Here is an 18,008-nt window from a genome sequence, read left to right as displayed (position 1 = left end):
ATGGCCGCCATTCTCATCCATGAACCTGCGAAGTTCCACGACCTATATGCGTATTTTAAATAACGGTATTTACACAAACAGCAAATGAGCGAACAATTCGTTACCACTACCAAGCATTTCCGCAAGCTGCTTGCCGCAGGCTATCTGTTGATAGTCCTGCTGGTGGGCGGCATCATCTGCACGTGGCTCGGAGAATGGCGCGACTTGGAGTTGCTGGAACGGGAGAACCGTGAAATCAACCGCTTCCGCAAGGAAACACACGATGCGTATGTGGGTGTGGTGGAGTTGTCTCTTTTGGGCGAGTCGGTGCTGGAATGGGACGATAAGGATGTGGCGGCATACCGGCGGCAACGGATGACGGTGGATAGTATGCTTTGCCGCTTCAAGAGCCATTACGAATCGGTGCGCATAGACAGCGTGCGCCACTTGCTGGAGGACAAGGAAAAGCGGCTGTGCGCCATCATGGAGGCTCTGGAACAACAGGCGGACATCAACCGCCGGATAGCCAAGCAGGTGCCGGTGATAGTGCAAACGAGCAGGCAGGAAGAGCCGAAGAAACAGAGGAGGAAAGGTTTTCTCGGGTTGTTCGGCAAGAAACAGGAAGCACCTCCGACGACGACCACCACGATGCTCTACACACTGAACCGTGATATGATAGCGCAACAACGTGCCCAAAGCCATCGTCTGTCGGAATATGCCGACAGCCTTGCCAGCCGCAATGCGGAACTGAACCGCCAACTGCAAACCCTTATCCAGCAGATGGACCACAAGGTGCAGGCTGACTTGCAGGAACGTGAGGCGGAAATATCCGCTATGCGTGAAAAGTCGTTCTTGCAGGTAGGTATCATAACGGGTGTCATGCTGCTGTTGCTCATTATTTCATACATCATCATTCACCGCTATGCCACCCGCATCAAGCAGTACAAACGTAAGACAACAGATTTAATCGGGCAACTGCAAAAGTCCGTAAAACAAAACGAATCGTTGATAGCCTCACGCAAGAAAGCGATGCACACCATCACCCACGAGCTACGCACACCACTGACTGCCATACATGGATATGCGGAACTGATGCAGGACAACGAAGAAGAAAAGATAAGCGGTTATGCGGACAATATCCTGCAAGCCTCCAAGAGAATGACCGACATGCTCAACTCCCTGCTTGACTTCTTCCGCTTGGACAGCGGCAAGGAACAGGCGAATGTCCGTCCGTTTCGTTTGGAAAACATCGCGGAGCTGTTGCAAACGGAGTTTACGCAACAAGCAGAAGCAAAAGATCTTAAACTTACCATCGAGTGCCCGGAGGGTATTATCCTGAATGGCGACAAGGAGCGCATCATACAGATATGCGACAACCTGCTGGGCAATGCCGTCAAGTTCACGAATGCCGGAAGCGTTTCACTTGTCATAAGCTATGACGGCAATAGGCTGACCCTTGTAGTAGAGGACACCGGAACCGGCATGAGTGCGGAAGAACAACAGCGAGTGTTCGGAGCGTTCGAGCGGCTTTCCAACGCCGCCACGCAAGACGGTTTCGGATTGGGGTTAAGCATTGTGAAACAGATAGTCGGGATGCTTGGCGGCACTATACGCTTGGAAAGCGAAAAAGGAGAAGGCAGTCGTTTTACTGTGGAGTTGCCAATGAACACTGCCGATATTGGTATTGAAGAACAGACAGCCGCAGAAAGTCTGGCTCATATAGAAAGACCTTATTCTGTCATCGTATTGGACGACAATCCGATGGTATTATCCATGACAAAGGAAATGTATGCTGGTATAGGTGTGCATTGCGACACGTTCACCACTATTGGCGATGCAATGGAAGCCATGCGGCAGCACACATACGACCTCATGATAACCGATATGAAGATGCCGGAGATTAACGGCTATGAGGTGTTGGAGTTGTTACGCTCGTCAAGTGTCAGCAACTCGAAAGAGATTCCCATTGTCGTGGCGACCGCCTCCGGCAGTTGCAGCGAAGAGGAGCTGTTGGAAAATGGATTTACCGCCTGCCTGTTCAAGCCATTTTCCATTTCCGAACTGGTTGCTGTATCAGACAAATGCCTTTTGATAAGTACGGACAAGGATGAACTTCCCGACTTGTCCTCTCTGCTTGCATATGGTGACAAACGGGCGATGCTTGACCGTTTGATAACCGAAACAGAAAAGGATATGCAGGCTGTCCGGGAAATCATGGAGAGGAATGACCGCAAGGCGTTGGACGAATGGATACACCGTCAGCGAAGTTCATGGGCTGTTATCCGTGCTGACAAACCCTTGTGGAACCTGTATGAACTGCTGCATCAAGAATCTGAATGTTCCGAAATGGAATTGCGGAAATGCGTGGATGCCATGCTTCGTATGGGAACAGTTATCATAGAACTTGCGCAAAAGGAAAGGAGGTTGTCGGATGAAAGTATTTGTGATTGAGGACAACCCCGTCTATAACGATTATGTCTGCAACCTGCTGAAGAAAGACAGCTTCGATACTATGTCGGCATATAATCTTGCCACTGCCAAGAAACTATTGGTAAAGTCAGAGGTGGATGATATTGTCGTTGCCGACCTACGCCTCCCCGACGGTGAAAGCATAGAGTTGTTACGGTGGATGCGTGCCAACGACAAACAACAGGTGTTTATCGTTATGACCAATTACGGGGAGGTGCATACGGCAGTGGAAAGTATGAAGCTCGGCTCAAAGGATTACATACAGAAACAGTTGTTGGAGGATAAACTGATACCGCTTATCCGCACCCTGCAAAAAGAACATGAAAAGCGACTACAATGGAACATTCCGATATTCGTCCGGCAGGGCGAAGCCTATCAGAAAATCAAGAAACGTGTGCGCCTTGTAGCCACCACCCGGATGAGCGTGCTGATACTGGGCGAGAACGGTACGGGCAAGGAACATATCGCACAACATATACACCAACAAAGCAAACTTGCCGATAAACCTTTTGTGGCAGTGGACTGCGGAGCCTTGTCCCCGTCATTGATACAATCCGCCTTCTTCGGACACGTCAAGGGCGCGTTTACGGGTGCCGAAGCAAACAAGACGGGGTATTTTCTGGAAGCGGATGGCGGCACGCTGTTCCTTGACGAAGTGGGCAACCTAACAATGGAGATGCAACAGATGCTGCTCCGCGCCATACAGGAACGCCGTTACCGTCCCGTCGGAGCAAAGGAGGACAAAACAGCCAACGTGAGGATAGTGGCTGCAACCAACGAGGATTTGCAGAAAGCCGTAACGGAAAAGCGGTTCCGGCAGGATTTGCTCTATCGCTTGCAGGAGTATGTGATAACCATGCCGCCCTTGCGCGACTGCCCGGAAGACATCATGCCATTGGCCGAGTTCTTCCGTGAAATGGCAAACCGTGAGTTGGAACGTGAAGTAAAAGGTTTTGCCGCATCTGCCCGTAATGCCCTGCTCGCCCATGCGTGGCCGGGCAACGTGCGCGAGTTGAAACAGAAGATACAGACGGCAGTCCTGCAATCAGAAGGCGATATGATAACCGAAGCCGATTTGGAACTTGACAATGAACCGTCCGCTACTTCCGCTTGTTTTACATTGAAGAGCGGGGATGAAGAAAGAGGACGTATCCTGCGTGCTTTGAAACAAGCAGCCGGTAACAAGAAAATGGCTGCAAAGATACTGGGTATCGGCAGGACAACGCTGTATAATAAATTGGTAGAATATGGATTGAATGAAGAAAACTGACCGGAGTATGGCTGTAAATGGCAATAATTGATTAACTTTGCAATTGTATTTCAGAAAATAGCAGGCGATTGGGTAACTTTTCGCCGATGATATAGACATAAGACCGCAAGGCGTTTCGAGCGAAAATCTGGTAAATTGAAACTACGGAGACGATTGCGTGATGCTTATGCTATGCCTACGCATAGCGTGCATTCACGTACTCTCCGTAAAGGCTTTACCAGAGCCATCGCTTGAAAGTAGTGTGAATTGCACGCTACTTTTTTGCCTCGCCAAAAAGGAAAGGAAATACGTTATGGCGAAAATACAATTACTTGCCGTTATCTCAATAGATGGCTGTCCGATGAAACTGCATCCCCGGAAGCGGTTGCTTCAAACCGAAGATTACGGTATGGATGAAATACGTGCCAATGCCCTGTATAAGCTGACATCCGACTATTCGGTATCCGTGCTTCAAGAATGGAGAGAGGAAGGTGGAAGCATTTGCCATTTGTTGGAAGTAACTGCCGGGAATACCGAATATGCCAACGGACTGTTACGGATGAACGTGATAGATGAAATCATACTATACGTTGTTCCAACCATCGACGGAAACGGAGCGCATTTTTTCAAGTCAGCACTACCTATGAATGACTGGCGGCTTATGGAGAACAAAACTTATAGGGACGGAGTAATCCGGCTTACCTATCATAAAGAGCCACGGGCATAAAATGTTCAGATTATGAACATCTTGGCGGAATTTCCGTGTTCAGAAAGTGAACACATGTTCAGAATCTGAACACATTTCACAAGGGATGCAATCAAGGATAAAATTATTTTTGAATTTTATCTTTCTGAAAAACAATGTAGTACAATTTTCTCACAATCTTTTCTCGTGTTTAGGGCTATGATTTGCCCATATATCAGTGTGCGCACACTGATAAACAAGTGTAAACCCTCAAAACAGAAAAGATAATGAACCATCTCATATTGGCGGAAACACAGTTTTTCGCCCTGATAAACGGAAAAGACAACGGTAGCACGGAAACGGCATACGGCGGATTCGTGCAGGAAGTAATAAACCTGTGCTACGGCGGCAATGATGCCAAGCATATTATTGTGGCGTTGGCTTTTGCCGAAATCGAATTACAGCACCATCCGCAGAACTTGTCGGCATCGGAGGAGAATGTCGTCACTGTGTATATCCGCAAGGCGTTATCATTCATCCGAAAGATGCAGAAGATGGTATCCGCTTCTGCAATTACCTCCGTGCCACCACTAACATCCACATCCGAAACCAAAGCCACAGTCCCAGCCCTGCAATGGACCGGTAATGCCGTCGAGTTGGTAGAACTAATCTATGCCCTCTACGCCACCGGCTGCATCAATGGCGGCAAGGCTTCGCTGAAAGAGCTTGCCCCTGTCCTCTATTCTTTTTTCGGTGTGGAGTCCAAAGACTGCTACCGCTTCTATACGGACATCAAACGCAGGAAAAGCGACAGTCGCACCTACTTCCTTGAAAAGATGCAGGACAAACTGAACGCGAAGATGCGACATGACGATGAATTGGAGCGGATGAGGAGATAAACGAATGCCAAACAAAGGATAAGCGGCCGGATTATACGGTTTCTTATCCTTCTTCATTTACAATCACTCTATTATCTGCCGGAAAGCCGATTAAAATCATTAACTTTGCAAGTATTAATCAATGACGGATGAAAATAGATAACCTCGAAATATTGAATGGACTGATTGCCGGAGCCGAAGGCGGGACAGTTGAGTTCAAAGAAACTACCGGGCAGTTGGAGCGTGGAATTGAAACTCTTTGTGCCTTCTTGAACGGTACGGGCGGCACGGTGCTGTTCGGTGTAACCGACAAGGGAAAGATTATCGGTCAGGAAGTGAGCGACAAGACGAAGCGCGATATTGCGGAAACCATCAGACGAATCGAGCCGTTTGCGACCATTGATATATCCTATACAGACATTCCGGGAACGAACAAAAGTGTTATAGCTTTATCAGCGGAAGAACAACGATATATGCGCCCGTTCACCTATAAGGGGAGGGCTTATCAACGGATAGAGAGCGTTACATCTGCCATGCCGCAGGGTATATACAACCTGTTGGTTATGCAGCGAGGCGGAACCTATGCTTGGGATTCCATGCAAAATCCCAGCTTGAAAATATCCGACCTTGACGAAACGGCAATCTTGGGCGCAGTACGTGGAGGAATCAGAGGCGGACGTTTGCCGGAAGGTTCTATGCAGGAGGATGTCCGAACCATCCTTGAAAAATTTGACTTGTTGAATGATGGAAAGCTGAACAATGCTTCCGTTGTCCTATTCGGACGAAACTTCTACCATTATCCCCAATGTCTGCTCCGTTTAGCCCGGTTCAAAGGAACGACAAAAGATGAATTTTTAGATAATCAGCGTGTGACAGGCAATATATTCAACTTGCTGGATGCTGCAATGGCATTTTTCTTCAAGCATTTGTCCCTTTCCGGTAAAATTGAAGGTTTGTACAGAGAAGAGGAACTGAATGTGCCATATAAGGCATTGAGAGAATGTTGCATAAATGCTTTTGCACATCGTGTTTACCATCGCCCCGGCAGTTCAGTCGGGATTGCTATCTATGATGACCGCGTGGAGATTGAAAACAGCGGAACATTTCCGCCTGATATTACCATTGAGAAACTGTTGGGTGGCCACAATTCCGAACCACAAAATCTGATAGTAGCCAATGTGCTGTACAAAAGTGCAGTATTGGAGAGTTGGGGACGTGGCATAGCCCTTATGGTAAACGAATGTCGCCGTGTCGGTATTCCGGATCCGGAGTTTCATACCGACGGCAATGCTGTATGGATTGTGTTTCATTATACAAGAACTACAGTAGGACAAGACCCCACAGCAACCCCACAGCAACCCTATAGTAACCCCACAGTAACCCCACAGTTAGGAAAACTGTTGTCTGCTATTGGGAACAACACTCTCTCTGCTAAAGAAATCATGGAGAAAACGGGAATGAAAGATAAAAGGAATTTCTTAAAGAACTATATCCATCCGGCAATAAATTCCGGTTTGGTCCTTTCACTTTATCCCGTAGGCTCCAAGAGTCCGCAACAGAAATACTATCTTACTGATAAAGGTAAAGGTTTCCTGCAACAATAACGGGTATGGCTAAAAAGAAGAAACATAAGAATGATGTAAAAACTGATTTACCGATAATCATGGATTATGGTATCGGCAGTATATCCGTTTATGACCCGGCAGACATGATGCCATACAACGAGCCGCCAATTAGCGAACAAATCCGCTTCAAGAAACTCGGCAAAGAGATGAAATCCGAGTTCAAGTGGCTGGTATCTTCCGTAGTGATTGAGTATTGGCAAGAAAACCGACAGATACCTTTCGGTGAAGAAATGTCGAAACTCAGAACCAGACTGTTGAGAATGTTTGCCGAAGAATACAGCATACTGCTTAAAGACGATACAGAGCTGAAAAATTATTTGCTGACGCTTGCCATTACCACCATCAACAAGCATCTCAAATCTGAGAATAAAAAGAGGGCGTCAAAACTCTCTTTTTAACAAAATTACCCTTGCTACAGATATCTGTGACAGGGGTAATTTTCATATTTGGGGTGTTTTGACACATCCCCTTTTTCATATATAAAGGAATCTGTTATTTCTGCTGCAACAGGTGTTTCAAGTTTTCATCATTTGCGATACGTTCCAGTTCCTCTTGAACAATCTGCTTCACTTCCTCCTTGATGCGCCTGTAATTCGCCTGAACCGTTTCCTTCATGCGGTCGTTGCCGTCCCCGTCCGTAAAGTCGGTAATGACGGGGATTTTCTTGTAGGCTTTCTCCTCGCGCCTCACCTTCTCGGCATCCACGACAATCTCACAATGAAAAATCTTCTGCTCGATACGCTCGTTGAAGTTGTCGGACACCGAACCGACAAACATACCCTGCGTCAAGCCGGAAATCTTGCTTGGCGGGATGAGTGAATCCATCTGCGTGTTGATGGAGGTGGAAACATCCTGCCGGTTGATGGAAATAGACTGCCGTTTCTGCAACACCTTACCGAATCGTTCCGATAGTGTCTTTGCCGTTTCACCTACCACCTGCCCGGAGAAAATGTTACCGACCGTATTCATCACCACTTTCGCCTCCTTATCACCGTNGTTGATGGAGATAGACTGCCGTTTCTGCAACACCTTACCGAATCGTTCCGATAGTGTCTTTGCCGTTTCACCTACCACCTGCCCGGAGAAAATGTTACCGACCGTATTCATCACCACTTTCGCCTCCTTATCACCGTAGTCGCGCACCAGCTGGCTGAAATCCTGAAATCCCAGACACACGGCAACCTTGTTGCTTCGGGCGGTAGCTATAAGATTGTCCAACCCTTTGAAATATATCGTCGGCAGCTCGTCTATGATGACCGACGACTTCAGCATCCCCTTCTTATTGATGAGCTTCACGATGCGGGAGTTATACAATCCGAGAGCCGCCCCGTAGATATTCTGACGGTCGGGATTGTTGCCCACGCATAGGATTTTCGGCTCTTCGGGATTGTTGATGTCCAGCGTAAACTCGCTGTCCGACATCACCCAATAGAGCTGCGGTGAAATCATTCTCGAAAGCGGAATTTTTGCCGACGCTATCTGCCCCATGAGCTGCTCCGCAGCCCCTCCGAGCCACGCATCCATGAACGGGGAAAGGTAGTTCTCCAGTTCGGGATAGGAAGTCAGTATCGGAAAAATATCCTCGTAGCGGCGGTTCAAAAATTCGATGGCATGGGGAAACGTGCAATATTTCCCGTTCTGATAGATTTTAAGATACCATATAATACTGGCGAACAAAATGATAGGTGATTCCACAAAGAAGTCACCCTGCTTTTGCACCCACGTTTTATTGAGGTTGAGCATTATTGTATAGGCACTCTCGTAGGCGTCCGTAATATCTTCCATAAAATCCGGGTGAATGGGATTGCACCGATGAGAGCGTCGCGGGTCGTCGAAGTTGATCACATAGAACTTCGGCTTCACCTTGTAGCCGTCAGGGTGGTTCAGCAGATGATTGTAGGCAATGGTGGACAAGTCGCTGAATTTGAAGTCATACACGTACATCAAGAAGCCCTTTTCAATCTGTTGCTTGATAAAATTGTTTACCACGGCGTATGACTTGCCGCTGCCCGGCGTACCCAACACGATGGACGCACGGAAGGGATTCACCACATTGATCCAACCGTTGTTCCAACGCTTTTTGTAATAGAAGCGTGTCGGCAAATTGACCGAATACTCGCTTTCGATGAGTCTTGTTTCCTGCATGAAACTCTCGTTCTCGTTGTTGAAAACATCCTCCATCAAATTGTGTTTCAACAGACGGCTCATCCACAGACCTCCCATCAACAGGCAGACATAGCCCGTACCGATGGTAAGGACATACAGCCCCATCACCGCCTCAATCGGAAGCGGCAGAGCCAGTATCCACCAGTTTAGGAAAAACAGCACGGACCCGGCGGCGAGTGCCGTCCATATTCTTCCCCAAGTGATTTTCTCTCCCTTGACCCCCTTTGTACCCAGACAGGACAGGGCAAGCAGCAGGACGGCAAACAGCTTTGTGTACAGTATGGAATGGAACAGCCCCGCCGTGCGGTCGAAGTTCAGAAGGATTCTGTCCACCACACCGATGTTCACGCCCCACAGCCGGATGACTTCGTAACAGAACCAGTACACGTTCATAACCACTAAAATAATACTCACGGCACGCAGAAAATCCATGATTTTCGCCAATGCCCTCAAATCGTCTTCTTGTTGTGACATACATTGATTTTTTAATTGTTGATACTCCGATTACAAACCCAAGCCCTTGCGCTTTTTCTTCTTTTTGCGCTTCATCGCCCGGATGAAAGCCTTTTCCTCAGCATCTACCGCCGGACCTTCGGGAGTGAGCAAGCCCATTCCGCCCGATACGTCTTCACGGTCGTATGCGGTCTGTCCGTATGCCTTGTCCGCAGCATCCATAGGGATGGATAACGGTATCGGCGGTTGTCCGGCGTATGGCAGGGTGAAGTGTTCCTGCAAGGCATTCGCCGAAAGCTCCTTGCCCATGCGAGAGCCGTTCAGTACACATCCTGTGCGGTGGTCGATAAACGTCGCTCCATAGATACGCCCTTCATCCGTGTAGCGCAGTACGGTGTCGATGCCCTTCTCTTTGAGTTGGGATACAAATTTGTCCTTGTCATAAGTGCCTTGCAGCACGGAAAGAACGGTGCGTTTCGTCATGTCGGCGAGCTTCCTGTCCTTAATCTCTGATTTGGAACGGATAAATTTTCTCTGTACGGCTTCATAACCTGCGGACTTCCCGAAAAGCGAGGACTTGAACGGGTTGCCCACCTTGTTACCCTTGTCGTCCGTGACGGAATAAACCAGCCCGTGATACTCCCGTCCGCGCACGTTGCCTCTCGCTTCCTCCACCGTCATATTATATAAGGAAAGGAGCGCACGGTATTCGCCCATCGTCTGAAAACGGTACTGCCCGTTCAGAGCCTTCACAGTGCCAGCCACCTGCTTCTTCACATCACCTGCCGATGCGTCCACCTTGCTTAGCGGCGTGTCAAGCCGGCGGTTCCTGCGCTCCGCGCCGTGCAGCCCGTATTTCTTCTCCAGCTCACGGGTGATTTGTTTGCTACGATAGTAGTTGTTCTTGTCGCTGATACATTTCCCGTTATCGTCCACCCGCACCGTCACGATGTGCAGGTGGTGGCGGTCGATGTCCTCGTGCTTGAAAACAAGATAAGGCTGGTTGCCGAAACCGAGTTTTTCCAGATACTCGCGGGCTATATCCTGCAATTCCGCATCGGTCAACACATCCTCCGGATGTGGGTTGAGCGAAATATGCACCACCGGCTTCTCCACCTTCATCTGTGGCGGCATGAAGGTGAGAAAACCCTCCATCGCCTTGTTGATGTCCACCTTTCCCGAACCGTCATTGTAGATGCGGTTGGTCGTAAGCAACCGCCCCTGCGCCTCGTTAATCTTCTCCCCGTTATAGGCAATCGCGCCGTACAACGAGTTTCCTACACTGATTTTTGCGACCATTTCGCCTCCATTTCCCTTGAAAGTTCCACAATCCGGCGGCTCAGTTTCACGAGTTCGACGGTGTGTTGCTCTAATTTGTAGAGCAACGCCATCGCCTTTTTCTCTGAAAAATGCAGCCTCAGTTCCTTCACGACTTGGTTGTAATTCGTACCCACGGCGCGGAACTGCGCATGAAAATCCGATAGCTTGGTGTAATAGTCCACCAGCGTCTTGTCCACCTTCAGCACCTTGAACGGCTGTCCGAAGAAGTGCGCTTTGAGGAAAACCGACCGTGCATAGACACCCGATTTTCCGAACATGGCGAGGAAACGATTGTGTTCCTCCTCGTTGAAACGGACGGTGTAACGGTACACCGCCGGATCAAGTTTGGGATTTCTCCCTGCTTTGCTTTTCCTTTTCTCTTTCATATTACTTTGGATTTAGCGGATTGACGGCATAAGCCGCCGCTTCGGATCACAGCACCGCAGTTCTGAAAGGCTTTCCGACTTCGGAGGGAAAGCCCGCCCCCTGCAAGGGCAAGGCGTTTTCCGGGATGCTCAAAATATTTTGAGCGGCTGAAAACATACCTTGCTATGTTCAGGTGAACATAAAAATCCGTTGGGGACGGATTGGGGATGATTTCTTTCAAACTCCGGGCTGCGCCACCTGCGGCGTACCCTGCCGTTCAGGTGCAAAGTTACGCCCTTAAAGCGATGTCGGACAGAGGCTTGACCCAGACAATCAGTGTCAACCGGCGCAACGTGCTGCCACTTGCCGGAGAAGTGATACAAGTTCCAAAATATCCTTGTTTATTTGCAGTGTGATTCGGATGTGGGACTGAAAATACACTCCTTCCGCCAGATGTTCGGACAGCAATCCGGGCATCAATCCAAACGGTTGAAAACAGGTGTATGTATACAGATAGTTTTCCAAGCACACGTCCGTGCGGACGGATAAAAGCATGGACGGTTGGACAAACCGATGAATACCCGCAGGCACAGCCGGATTAAGGAGTGAATAAATAAATGAATGGGAGTGCGTGCGTACGTACTAATGACAATACGCTACCGCCACCGGACAGATGTATAACCAAATAAATTATCAAAAAAATGAAAGAAGCAACTTATGTGGCAATCTCCACGCAGAAAGGTGGAGCGGGTAAGACAACCCTGACAGTGCTTGTAGCAAGCTATCTGCACTATGTGAAAGGCTACAACGTAGCCGTGGTGGACTGCGATTTCCCGCAGTACAGTATCCATGACATGCGCAAGCGTGACATGAAAGCCGTCATGGAGGACGGGCATTACAAGGTGCTGGCGTATGAGCAGCTCAAACGACTGAAGAAGAACCCGTACACCATCAGATGCAGCCGTGCGGAAGATGCGGTAAAGACCGCCGAAAATCTGGTGGCAGCGCAGCCCGACCTCGATTTCGTGTTCTTCGACCTGCCGGGAACAATCAACAATGCCGATGTGGTGCAGACCATTTCCCAAATGGACTATATCTTCACGCCCATCATCGCCGACCGTGTGGTGATGGAGAGTTCCATCAAGTTCGCCACTGTCATCAACGAACAGATGATAAGCACGGGCAAGTCCGGCATCAAAGGGATTTACCTCGTGTGGAACATGGTGGACGGACGCGAAAAGACTGAACTTTACAAGGCATACGACAAGGTCTGTGCCGAGTTCGCCCTGCCCATTCTGGAAACACATCTACCGGACAGTAAGCGCTTCCGCAAGGAGACGGCGGCAGAACGCAAGGCGGTATTCCGCTCCACGGCGTTTCCGGCGGACAAAATACTGGTACGCGGCAGCAACCTCGACAAACTCGTCGATGAGATTCTCGGCATCATCAAAAACTGAACGGCATGGCAAAGAAAACAAGAATCGAGGACATCGACAGCGAAGCCGTAATCAACTCATTTCGACTGGACGATACAAGCATTCCGCCGGAAGCGAGAAGCACGGACGGGAACGCTCCTGTCCCACCTCCGAAAGAAGCGATACAAGAAGCCGTTTCTCCACCCGCCTCGCACTCCAAAGAGGAGCCGGAACGCAGGCGCAGGAACAGCAAGCCGGGAAAATTGGATTATGACACAGTATTCATATGCGGTTCCAATATCACGGCAAGGCTCGGCAAGCAGGTCTATATCCGCAAGGAGTACCACGACCGCATACAGAAGATGCTTCATGTAATCGGAGGCAACGAAGTGACTATCGCGGCATTTCTTGACAACGTGCTGACACACCATTTCACGCTGTTCCAAGACGAGATAGCCGAATCGTTCAAACGGCACATGGAATCCTATAATTTATAAACACTCAAAAACAACAAAGAAGTATGAAAAGAACAAATAAGAACCGTCAGGCTGAGTATCTGCAAACAGGAAAGAGTGAAAGAACCGCTGTCCGTGCAGCAAAGTGTGTAACCGACTACGGACAGGAAAATACCGACGTTGACTTCCGCAAGGATAAAGGCAGAGACAAACCGCTCTCGACTTTCCTGCAAGCATCGGAAATCAAAACGCGGCAATGTATATACATCAGCCGAGAAATTCATGAGAAAGTCGCTATCGTTACCAGTCGGATGGGAAACGGTTTGAGCATCGGCAAGTTTGTGGATAACATCCTCCGCGACCATTTCCGACAATACGGGCAGCAGTACATGGAACAGATTGAAAACGCCCAAAAAGTAAGATTATGACAAAGGCGTTTTTAATCGTATCGGTTGCTTGCAACGTGTGGTTTCTGTTTCTGCTGTTCTATGACCGCATCATGGACACGAAGCTCATCCGTTTCTTCAGACATATTGCCGGGCTGTGGCGGTCATTGGACAGTACGGTGGCAGAGCAAGGAAAGGATAAGGAAATACCTCACGCAGACACCTCGGACATCATTGGCAAGAGCCGTTTCAAGATGGCATCGACCCGGACAACCGCTGCCATACCGACGCAAGAAGCCGCCACTTCGGAAAAAGGCATTGAGCTGTCGGAGGAAGAGGCTACTTTTGACGACGGAAACACGGAAACCGTCTCACGCCCGACACAAGTACCGGAGGACAAACTCGATGAAACCTTCACGAGCATCCCGCCCTCGGAACTGGAGTACGGAGAAGATGAACCGGAGGATGAAGAACCAGACAAAAAGCAGGCTTCGGGAAGTAGCTTCGAGGATATTGACATGGCAGTACACACCATACGGAAGGAATCACCATCCGATGAGGAAATGCGACACGCCGGAAAGGTCATGACGGAACTGGACGGGACAGAGCTTTTCACAAGAATAACGGAACGCCTGACCGATGAAGCAATGAGCGAGAGGATTGCAAAGGCGATGGCAGTTTTCGTGGACACGGTGAACATGACCGTGACACAACAAAAGGAAAAGGTGTTCGTGATTCCCGACAACATCGAGGAGTTCGACTTCCGAAACTATGTATAACAACTAAAAAAGAATGGAAATGAAAACGTAAAATGACGACACCCACGCGCACGGCGGTACAAGGTACAGCCAACCCGCAACGGACAGCCCCAAGTCCGTAGAAACAAACGGGCAACCACTAAAACCAAAGTAAAGTAATCAAGTATCAACCGCCCGAAAAAGGACTATCCACCCTTTGGACGGCACAAAAAAGAACAGTTTATGAACAAGAACATCAGACAAAAGTTAATCATCGCTGCGGCACTTATGATTGCCGCAACCGCCTCCGCTTTCGCACAGGGAAACGGTCTGGCTGGCATCAACGAAGCCACCTCTATGGTGAGTTCGTATTTCGACCCCGGCACGAAATTAATCTACGCCATCGGCGCGGTAGTCGGGCTTATCGGTGGCGTGAAAGTGTACGGAAAATTCTCGTCCGGAGACCCGGACACCTCGAAGACCGCCGCCTCGTGGTTCGGGGCTTGTATCTTCTTGATTGTCGCCGCCACTATCCTGCGCTCATTCTTCCTTTAATAAACAATGTATGGCTGAATACCCGATAAACAAGGGTATCGGCCGTCCGGTCGAGTTCAAGGGTTTGAAGGCTCAGTACCTCTTCATCTTCTGTGGAGGTCTGCTGGCTCTCTTCGTCCTGTTCGTCATCCTCTATATGGTCGGCATCGACCAGTGGATATGTATCGGCTTCGGCGCGGCATCGTCTTCCGTCCTCGTATGGCAGACCTTCGCGCTGAACGCCCGGTACGGCGAACACGGGCTGATGAAATTGGGAGCGGCAAGGAGCCATCCCCGATACCTTATCAACCGACGGCGGATCACCCGATTACTCAAACGGCAACGAAAGGAAGAAACGACATGAGAAATACATCCAAAATGATAACACTGGAAAACAAGTTCCCCCTGCTGGCGGTGGAGCATGGCTGCATCATCTCCAAAGACGCCGACATCACGGTGGCTTTTGAGGTGGAACTGCCGGAGCTTTACACCGTGACGGGCGCAGAGTACGAGGCGATACACGGCTGCTGGTGCAAGGCTATCAAGGTGCTGCCGTACTTCTGCGTCGTGCATAAGCAGGATTGGTTCATCAAGGAGAAATATATGCCGGAGTTACAGAAGGACGACATGAGTTTCTTGAGCCGTTCCTTTGAACGCCACTTCAACGAGCGTCCGTACCTGAAACACTCCTGCTATCTCTACTTGACCAAGACGACGAAAGAACGTAACCGTATGCAGAGCAACTTCAGTACGCTGTGCCGGGGACATATCATCCCGAAGGAGCTGGACAAGGAAACCGCCGGGAAGTTCATGGAGGCCGCCGAACAGTTCGAGCGCATCATGAACGACAGCGGCTTTGTGAGGCTGCGCCGCCTCTCCACCGACGAGATTGTCGGGACGGAGAAGTCCGCCGGGCTGATAGAGCGTTACTTCTCGCTCATGCCCGAAGGCGACACGACCTTGCAGGACATCGACCTCTCGGCAAAAGAAATGCGTATCGGTGACAACCGCCTGTGCCTGCACACCCTCTCCGACGCGGAGGATATGCCCGGAAAGGTGGCTACCGACATCCGCTACGAGAAACTCTCCACCGACCGCTCGGACTGTCGCCTCTCCTTCGCCTCCCCCGTGGGGCTGCTGCTTTCCTGCAACCACATCTATAACCAGTATGTGATTATCGACAACAGCGAGGAAAATTTGCAGAAGTTCGAGAAGTCCGCAAGGAATATGCAGTCGCTATCCCGATACAGCCGGAGCAACAGCATCAACCGCGAGTGGATAGACCAGTACCTGAACGAAGCCCATTCCTACGGGCTGACCTCGGTACGGGCGCACTTCAACGTCATGGCGTGGAGCGATGACGCGGAGGAACTGAAGCATATCAAGAACGATGTGGGCAGCCAGCTGGCAAGCATGGAGTGCGTGCCGCGCCACAACACCATCGACTGCCCGACACTCTACTGGGCGGCGATGCCCGGCAATGCGGCGGACTTCCCGGCAGAAGAGAGTTTCCACACCTTCATCGAGCAGGCGGTGTGCCTCTTCACGGAGGAAACCAACTACCGCAGCTCGCTCTCGCCCTTCGGCATCAAGATGGTGGACAGGCTTACGGGAAAACCGTTGCACCTCGACATCAGCGACCTGCCGATGAAGCGGGGTATCACGACCAACCGCAACAAGTTCGTGTTGGGTCCTTCGGGCAGCGGCAAATCCTTCTTTATGAACCACCTCGTGAGGCAATACTACGAGCAGGGTACGCACGTGGTACTGGTGGACACGGGAAACTCCTATCAGGGCTTGTGCGAAATGATCCGGCGCAAGACAAACGGGGCGGACGGCGTGTACTTCACCTACACGGAGGAGAAACCGATTTCGTTCAACCCGTTCTACACCGATGATTACGTGTTTGACGTGGAGAAGAAGGACAGCATCAAGACATTGCTGCTGACGCTCTGGAAGTCGGAGGACGACAAGGTGACGAAGACGGAAAGCGGTGAACTGGGCAGTGCGGTGAACGCCTATATCGAGCGTATCAGGGCTGACAGGAGCATCGTCCCCTCGTTCAACACCTTCTATGAGTATATGCGCGACGACTACCGCCGCGAACTGGCAGAACGTGAGATAAAGGTGGAGAAGTCCGACTTCAACATCGACAATATGCTCACTACCATGCGGCAGTATTACCGGGGCGGACGCTACGACTTCCTGCTCAACTCCACGGAGAACATAGACCTGCTCGGCAAGCGGTTCATCGTCTTCGAGATTGACAGTATAAAGGAGAATCGCGAGCTTTTCCCTGTGGTGACCATCATCATCATGGAAGCCTTCATCAACAAGATGCGCCGATTGAAAGGCGTAAGGAAACAGTTGATAGTGGAAGAGGCTTGGAAGGCTCTATCTTCGGCGAACATGGCTGAGTACCTGCGCTATATGTACAAGACCGTGCGCAAGTATTACGGGGAGGCAATCGTGGTGACGCAGGAGGTGGACGACATCATTTCCTCGCCCGTCGTCAAGGAGAGCATCATCAACAACTCCGACTGCAAGATACTCCTTGACCAGCGGAAGTACATGAACAAGTTTGATGCCATACAGTCCCTGTTGGGTCTGACGGAGAAAGAGAAGTCGCAGATACTCTCCATCAACATGGCGAACAACCCGTCAAGGCTCTACAAGGAAGTGTGGATAGGACTGGGCGGCACGCAGTCGGCAGTCTATGCCACCGAAGTTAGTGCTGAAGAGTATCTGGCGTACACCACCGAAGAAACGGAAAAAGTAGAGGTTTACCGTCTGGCGGAACAGTTGGGCGGCGACATTGAAGCCGTCATCCGGCAGCTTGCCGAAAGGCGGAGAAAAAAGGAATAAATAGAAACAGATTCATCAACTAAAAAAGAAAATGCGTATGAGTATATCAAGAACGAAAATGCTGCAAGTCAGCAAGTGTTTAATCGGGCTGGCGGTCATGGTGCTGCAATCCTGCGACATAACGGACAACCGACGCGACCTGCTTTGCGGAAACTGGGAGAGTGTGGAGGGCAAGCCCGACGTGCTTATCTACAAGGAGGGCGAAGCCTATAAGGTGACGGTATTCAAGCGGAGCGGCATCCGCCGCAAGCTGAAGCCGGAAACCTATCTCTTGCAGGAGGAGAACGGCAATCTGTTCATGAACACCGGATTCCGCATCGACGTGTCCTACAACGAGGCGACGGACATCCTGACCTTCTCGCCGAACGGGGACTACGTGCGTGTGAACCCGAAACCGGACCATCCGATAGGCGAGCAATAAATAAT

Annotated in this window: 18 protein-coding genes; 14 read left to right on the top strand and 4 right to left on the bottom strand. The window is 50.0% G+C overall.

Annotated elements, in window-relative coordinates:
* The first annotated feature begins 84 nt into the window (after positions 1–84).
* From EJL04_RS08170 to EJL04_RS08145, 6 genes are all read left to right on the top strand, one after another.
* Complete coding sequence (locus EJL04_RS08170) at positions 85–2,430, top strand: hybrid sensor histidine kinase/response regulator (RefSeq protein WP_077154590.1); 2,346 nt, start codon at positions 85–87, stop codon at positions 2,428–2,430.
* Positions 2,411–3,718 (top strand): sigma-54-dependent transcriptional regulator, encoded by a 1,308-nt coding sequence (locus EJL04_RS08165; protein ID WP_004309733.1) that lies wholly within the window; start codon positions 2,411–2,413, stop codon positions 3,716–3,718. The genes EJL04_RS08170 and EJL04_RS08165 overlap by 20 nt, the downstream gene beginning before the upstream one ends.
* A gap of 292 nt (positions 3,719–4,010) precedes the next feature.
* On the top strand, positions 4,011–4,424 hold the full coding sequence (locus EJL04_RS08160) for a dihydrofolate reductase family protein (protein ID WP_004315319.1): 414 nt from the start codon (positions 4,011–4,013) through the stop codon (positions 4,422–4,424).
* Between the two features lie 245 nt (positions 4,425–4,669).
* Positions 4,670–5,281 carry an RteC domain-containing protein gene (locus EJL04_RS08155; RefSeq protein WP_004309735.1) on the top strand — a complete coding sequence of 204 codons (612 nt, stop codon included), beginning with the start codon at positions 4,670–4,672 and terminating at the stop codon, positions 5,279–5,281.
* Positions 5,282–5,409: 128 nt separating this feature from the next.
* Entirely contained in the window at positions 5,410–6,864 is a 1,455-nt protein-coding gene (locus tag EJL04_RS08150; protein ID WP_004309736.1) for an ATP-binding protein, read from the top strand.
* Positions 6,865–6,869: 5 nt separating this feature from the next.
* Entirely contained in the window at positions 6,870–7,283 is a 414-nt protein-coding gene (locus EJL04_RS08145; protein ID WP_005643906.1) for a hypothetical protein, read from the top strand.
* A gap of 94 nt (positions 7,284–7,377) precedes the next feature.
* On the opposite strand, the gene mobC is transcribed toward EJL04_RS08145, so the two are convergent.
* From mobC to EJL04_RS16850, 4 genes are all read right to left on the bottom strand, one after another.
* A complete protein-coding gene (gene mobC / locus EJL04_RS08140; protein ID WP_241209964.1) occupies positions 7,378–9,525 on the bottom strand; it encodes a conjugal transfer protein MobC in 2,148 nt (715 codons plus the stop codon).
* Between the two features lie 30 nt (positions 9,526–9,555).
* Positions 9,556–10,803 carry a conjugal transfer protein MobB gene (gene mobB / locus EJL04_RS08135; RefSeq protein ID WP_002560989.1) on the bottom strand — a complete coding sequence of 416 codons (1,248 nt, stop codon included), beginning with the start codon at positions 10,801–10,803 and terminating at the stop codon, positions 9,556–9,558.
* Complete coding sequence (gene mobA / locus EJL04_RS08130; protein ID WP_002560988.1) at positions 10,782–11,210, bottom strand: conjugal transfer protein MobA; 429 nt, start codon at positions 11,208–11,210, stop codon at positions 10,782–10,784. Before mobA ends, mobB begins: the two co-directional genes overlap by 22 nt.
* Positions 11,211–11,529: 319 nt before the next feature.
* Positions 11,530–11,745: a hypothetical protein gene (locus EJL04_RS16850; protein ID WP_036657560.1), complete on the bottom strand. Its 216-nt coding sequence runs from the start codon at positions 11,743–11,745 to the stop codon at positions 11,530–11,532.
* A 146-nt stretch (positions 11,746–11,891) separates the two neighbouring features.
* Here EJL04_RS16850 and EJL04_RS08115 point away from each other — a divergent pair, with 146 nt between their 5' ends.
* The 8 genes from EJL04_RS08115 to EJL04_RS08080 all read left to right on the top strand — a co-directional run bounded on the left by EJL04_RS08115 (position 11,892) and on the right by EJL04_RS08080 (position 18,003).
* Positions 11,892–12,647 (top strand): ParA family protein, encoded by a 756-nt coding sequence (locus tag EJL04_RS08115; RefSeq protein ID WP_005643916.1) that lies wholly within the window; start codon positions 11,892–11,894, stop codon positions 12,645–12,647.
* Positions 12,648–12,652: 5 nt separating this feature from the next.
* Complete coding sequence (locus EJL04_RS08110) at positions 12,653–13,102, top strand: DUF3408 domain-containing protein (RefSeq protein ID WP_005643918.1); 450 nt, start codon at positions 12,653–12,655, stop codon at positions 13,100–13,102.
* Complete coding sequence (locus tag EJL04_RS08105) at positions 13,099–13,488, top strand: DUF3408 domain-containing protein (protein WP_287647342.1); 390 nt, start codon at positions 13,099–13,101, stop codon at positions 13,486–13,488. The genes EJL04_RS08110 and EJL04_RS08105 overlap by 4 nt, the downstream gene beginning before the upstream one ends.
* Entirely contained in the window at positions 13,485–14,225 is a 741-nt protein-coding gene (locus EJL04_RS08100; protein ID WP_005643920.1) for a hypothetical protein, read from the top strand. Before EJL04_RS08105 ends, EJL04_RS08100 begins: the two co-directional genes overlap by 4 nt.
* Before the next feature lie 201 nt (positions 14,226–14,426).
* A complete protein-coding gene (locus tag EJL04_RS08095) occupies positions 14,427–14,738 on the top strand; it encodes a DUF4134 domain-containing protein (protein ID WP_004311205.1) in 312 nt (103 codons plus the stop codon).
* A 10-nt stretch (positions 14,739–14,748) separates the two neighbouring features.
* A complete protein-coding gene (locus tag EJL04_RS08090; protein WP_004311206.1) occupies positions 14,749–15,081 on the top strand; it encodes a DUF4133 domain-containing protein in 333 nt (110 codons plus the stop codon).
* The gene (locus EJL04_RS08085) at positions 15,078–17,582 is read left to right on the top strand and encodes a TraG family conjugative transposon ATPase (RefSeq protein ID WP_005643922.1); all 2,505 of its coding nucleotides are present in this window, start codon (positions 15,078–15,080) and stop codon (positions 17,580–17,582) included. Before EJL04_RS08090 ends, EJL04_RS08085 begins: the two co-directional genes overlap by 4 nt.
* 37 nt (positions 17,583–17,619) lie before the next feature.
* A complete protein-coding gene (locus EJL04_RS08080; protein WP_004308928.1) occupies positions 17,620–18,003 on the top strand; it encodes a DUF3876 domain-containing protein in 384 nt (127 codons plus the stop codon).
* Positions 18,004–18,008: the final 5 nt, after the last annotated feature.

Origin of the sequence: Prevotella marseillensis (assembly GCF_900625065.1) — a bacterium.
Classification (GTDB): Bacteria; Bacteroidota; Bacteroidia; order Bacteroidales; family Bacteroidaceae; genus Prevotella; species Prevotella rara.
This window is presented reverse-complemented; position numbering and strand designations above follow the sequence as displayed.

Coding starts and splice junctions, on each gene's coding strand:
- EJL04_RS08110 (WP_005643918.1), top strand. CDS start 12,653: ATGGCAAAGAAAACAAGAATCGAGGACATCGACAGCGAAGCCGTAATC.
- EJL04_RS08145 (WP_005643906.1), top strand. CDS start 6,870: ATGGCTAAAAAGAAGAAACATAAGAATGATGTAAAAACTGATTTACCG.
- EJL04_RS08160 (WP_004315319.1), top strand. CDS start 4,011: ATGGCGAAAATACAATTACTTGCCGTTATCTCAATAGATGGCTGTCCG.
- EJL04_RS08165 (WP_004309733.1), top strand. CDS start 2,411: ATGAAAGTATTTGTGATTGAGGACAACCCCGTCTATAACGATTATGTC.
- EJL04_RS08155 (WP_004309735.1), top strand. CDS start 4,670: ATGAACCATCTCATATTGGCGGAAACACAGTTTTTCGCCCTGATAAAC.
- EJL04_RS08170 (WP_077154590.1), top strand. CDS start 85: ATGAGCGAACAATTCGTTACCACTACCAAGCATTTCCGCAAGCTGCTT.
- EJL04_RS08090 (WP_004311206.1), top strand. CDS start 14,749: ATGGCTGAATACCCGATAAACAAGGGTATCGGCCGTCCGGTCGAGTTC.
- mobA (WP_002560988.1), bottom strand. CDS start 11,210: ATGAAAGAGAAAAGGAAAAGCAAAGCAGGGAGAAATCCCAAACTTGAT.
- EJL04_RS08095 (WP_004311205.1), top strand. CDS start 14,427: ATGAACAAGAACATCAGACAAAAGTTAATCATCGCTGCGGCACTTATG.
- EJL04_RS16850 (WP_036657560.1), bottom strand. CDS start 11,745: ATGCTTTTATCCGTCCGCACGGACGTGTGCTTGGAAAACTATCTGTAT.
- EJL04_RS08085 (WP_005643922.1), top strand. CDS start 15,078: ATGAGAAATACATCCAAAATGATAACACTGGAAAACAAGTTCCCCCTG.
- EJL04_RS08100 (WP_005643920.1), top strand. CDS start 13,485: ATGACAAAGGCGTTTTTAATCGTATCGGTTGCTTGCAACGTGTGGTTT.
- mobB (WP_002560989.1), bottom strand. CDS start 10,803: ATGGTCGCAAAAATCAGTGTAGGAAACTCGTTGTACGGCGCGATTGCC.
- EJL04_RS08080 (WP_004308928.1), top strand. CDS start 17,620: ATGAGTATATCAAGAACGAAAATGCTGCAAGTCAGCAAGTGTTTAATC.
- EJL04_RS08150 (WP_004309736.1), top strand. CDS start 5,410: ATGAAAATAGATAACCTCGAAATATTGAATGGACTGATTGCCGGAGCC.
- EJL04_RS08115 (WP_005643916.1), top strand. CDS start 11,892: ATGAAAGAAGCAACTTATGTGGCAATCTCCACGCAGAAAGGTGGAGCG.